Origin of the sequence: Tunicatimonas sp. (assembly GCF_049647865.1) — a bacterium.
Classification (GTDB): domain Bacteria; phylum Bacteroidota; class Bacteroidia; order Cytophagales; family Cyclobacteriaceae; genus Tunicatimonas.
In genome coordinates this window covers 1-3,336 of the sequence record NZ_JBARYM010000901.1, presented here as the reverse complement: position 1 = coordinate 3,336, position 3,336 = coordinate 1, and the positions used below count along the sequence as shown (strand labels likewise).

General features: G+C 45.7%; 3 protein-coding genes. 1 reads left to right on the top strand and 2 read right to left on the bottom strand.

The features are described 5' to 3' along the window. Together WBA23_RS25645 and WBA23_RS25640 are read right to left on the bottom strand one after the other, a co-directional pair. Positions 1-548 (bottom strand): ATP phosphoribosyltransferase regulatory subunit (locus WBA23_RS25645; protein ID WP_424585128.1); only part of this gene is annotated, 548 nt, incomplete at its 3' end. Continuing rightward, positions 511-2,709, bottom strand: coding sequence for a hypothetical protein (locus WBA23_RS25640; RefSeq protein WP_424585127.1), 2,199 nt, complete (start codon positions 2,707-2,709; stop codon positions 511-513). The genes WBA23_RS25640 and WBA23_RS25645, both read right to left, overlap by 38 nt. Before the next feature lie 152 nt (positions 2,710-2,861). On the opposite strand from WBA23_RS25640, the gene WBA23_RS25635 reads away from it, so the two are divergent. Continuing rightward, positions 2,862-3,336: carboxypeptidase-like regulatory domain-containing protein (locus tag WBA23_RS25635; protein WP_424585126.1), on the top strand; the 475-nt coding region annotated here is incomplete at its 3' end.

Genomic DNA, 3,336 nt, shown 5'->3' with positions numbered 1-3,336 from the left:
GCTTCTTCTAGCATCCGGATAATTTCGGCTTCACAGAGTAGAGAACTGGTACCCACTACATCGGCATCGCACTGGTAAAATTCGCGGTAGCGGCCCTTCTGCGGACGGTCGGCTCGCCACACTGGTTGAATCTGGTACCGCTTAAACGGAAAAGTTATCTCGTGCTGGTTCATTACCACGTAGCGGGCAAACGGAACGGTGAGATCGTAGCGCAGTGCTCGTTCGGTTAGGTCAGAATCATTTTTTCCCTGCACTACATTCGCAAACGCTCGTTCCGCTTTATCACGATTCTTAGGATCATCTAACCCGTTGTTCAGAATCTTAAATAAGAGCTGATCACCTTCGTCGCCATATTTTCCGGTGAGCACCGATAGATTTTCCAGGCTGGGCGTTTCTAGCGGTTGGAAACCAAATTTCTGAAAAACCTGGCGAATTGTATCTAGAATGTAGGTTCGCTGGGCCATTTGTTGGGGGCCAAAATCGCGCGTTCCTTTAGGTAAGGTTGGTTTGTTACTCATTAATGTAGGGCGACCGATCGGGGTCGGCATTGTAGTCGGAAAATGTATTTTTAATATTTTTGTCACTAGCCCGGCGCGGGTTCTTCCAGGAAGGATCTAGCTCTAGCTTAGTCACTCTATCCAGACTCAACAGCAGAATAAGTTTACGTAAATCTTCGCCAAAACTGTTATCCCGACGACCGTGCGCTAGCGCGTATTTTCCGGCAAACAGATTTCCCTGCGTTTGCAGTTCAGTCAACTTCTGATTGATATAACTTAAATTCTCATAAATGTCACTAGCATCTTTACCAATCACGTTGCTGGCTTCTAAGCTACCAATGGTCATGGAGGTAGTTCCGCCAATACCGGAAACGAAAGGTTGCGCATCGTTACCACCCAATACTACTGGCGATAGGCCAGTAATGGCACCTAAGGAGGCAGTAGTAATGGCTCGGTGCTTTTTGCCCCGCCGGGCTTTCTTATATTCCTTCTGCAGTGATTTCTGCCGAGCTTTCAGTTGATCTATCAGATTCATCGTACGCACCAGCCCAGTACGGTACTGATTATACACTAGCTGGTCTTTCTCTACCAGATTTTCAGCATCTTCTACGTGAACTTGAATGGTACGCTCTCGTCGCTGGTTTGATTTATCAATCGCAAAAAAGGTAATTTGGTAGGTACTGGTATCGCCTGATTCCATCAACATATCGTAGCCCGGCTCCCACAAGAACTCCCACTGGGTAGCTTCATTGCTTATCAGGGCTGAACGGGGAATATCTCGTTTATCAGCCACAAAATCAAAGTTAGCAATATCATCGTCGCCGTTGGGGTCAGACAAGTAAAACTTAATATTCAGGGCTTCATCTTCTTTAATCTTATAATAATTTTGGTTGGGAACCATAGAGATTTCGGGTGGCAGATCTTGTTGGGTTACTTCAATGCGAAGAATACCCTGCGCCTGCGCTTCGTAGGGCTGATCTTCCACAATGAAGGGTAGTAACAATGGCTCGCGCTGTAGCCGGTGATACTGGTTTAGCGAAGGCGACCACTTCAGCATCCCTTCGGAAGAGAGCGTCATTCCTTGGGGCATTTTCGCTAAGATAGGCTTAAAAACCACTGGGTCTTCATCGGGATCATTAATAGCATTCGTCGCTGGCAGCGAGTACATATTCTCTTTCCCGTAGCTCACGTAAAAGTTACGCATCTCTCCTACTTCCGGGGGGCGATTTACATGATTCACCAGCAGGTTGATGGATTTTCGGCTCGTTTCGCCGCTGCGATTACGCACTTCAAAAGCGACCGGAGCCGCTCGGGTGTCGTTTAACCGATCCACAAAATCGAAAGAGGGGCGCCAGTAGACGTTCCCCAGCGTATCGTAATCTATACCCAAGGTTCTAGCATCGATTACTCGGTAGCTATAACTATCGTCGGTGCCGCCCCGAGCAGCTAGCTTGAAGGAAAGCACTTTTCCTTCATTAACTACATTCCAGTACGAGCTACGAGGAAATAATAACTCTAGGTTAGCTTCAGAAGGCACAGCATTTTCGCGAGCGGTAGCCGAAGCGGGCAGTAAAGCAATTTCAGCCATAGCCTGATCGCCCCATTGTTTGTCTCGTACCTTCAGCTTAATTTTACCGGGTTGCTGCCGCAAAGCAGCGAATTGCTCCCGAGTAGGTTGCCACTGAAGTTTCCATCGGTTATCATCAGTTGGCAAAACTTCTATCCCCTCAGGTAAACTTTCATCTCCAGCTTCCACCACAAACTCTTGGGAGTTGAGCGAAAGTGGATAGGTATTTTTAGTATTGGATTGAATGAAGAAGGGTTGCATCTCTGTAAGCGTAGGAATACGCACCGTATTTTGCACGATAAAATCTACCACCTCGGTAGCAGTTTCGCCCGCTGCATTAGTCACCTTAAACGTAACCGGAACAATTCTGCTTTCTTCCCCCTGAATCACAATATCAAAAGCCGGAGTCCAACTAACCGTAGCATTAGTTATGGTAAGATCCTCTGCTTCTTCACTTTCGTACTGAAAAGTATAGTTTTGATCGCTACCACCAGTGGCCTCTAGCGTGAACTGTAGTCGCTCGCCCTCACTTACTGCGTTCCAATTATTCTGATCTGGCAATAGTAGTTGCAGCTCAGTTTGCGCGTTAGCAGAAACTGACAGGAGAATATTAATAATACTTAGTAGAAAAATAGCGTAATGCATATCAACTTTCGTTCGCCCGAACTTAGATGTTTCAACAATCTATGCCAAAAATCATTCCCTAATTTTTTCATCATAATAAGCAGTCATTCCAACCGTTTTACGGAGTATTACTGTCTTCTACCTGACATCTTCCCTCTATTAACTACAACTATATGAGAACAATTCTCCTCTCACTAGTGTCTATACTGATTTTTTTAGGAATAGCTTCTAGTAGTTTTGCACAAAAGTACACCGTTAGCGGCTATATTAAGGATGCTACCGACGGAGAAGCTTTAATTGGGGCTAATGTATTTGACCTGAAATTCTCCAGTGGCACTAGCAGCAACACCTTCGGGTTTTATAGTTTAACCTTACCAAGCGATAGTGTATCGTTAATCTATTCTTACGTAGGTTACCAACCCCAGACGGTCCGCTTACTCCTAACGCAAGATACGCTGATTACTATTGAGCTGACCGAAAGCTCTTTACTAGATGAAGTAGTGATCTCAGCAGCGGAAGCCGAGAAAATTCAGGAAGTTACCCAAATGAGTACGATTTCCGTACCGATTGAACAGATAAAGAATCTTCCGGCCCTATTAGGTGAGGTAGACGTACTAAAAACTTTGCAACTGCTGCCGGGAGTACAGT

What these genes read in the sequence shown, in the direction of transcription:
- WBA23_RS25640 (WP_424585127.1), bottom strand. Translation starts at nt 2,709, where the DNA reads ATGCATTACGCTATTTTTCTACTAAGTATTATTAATATTCTCCTGTCA.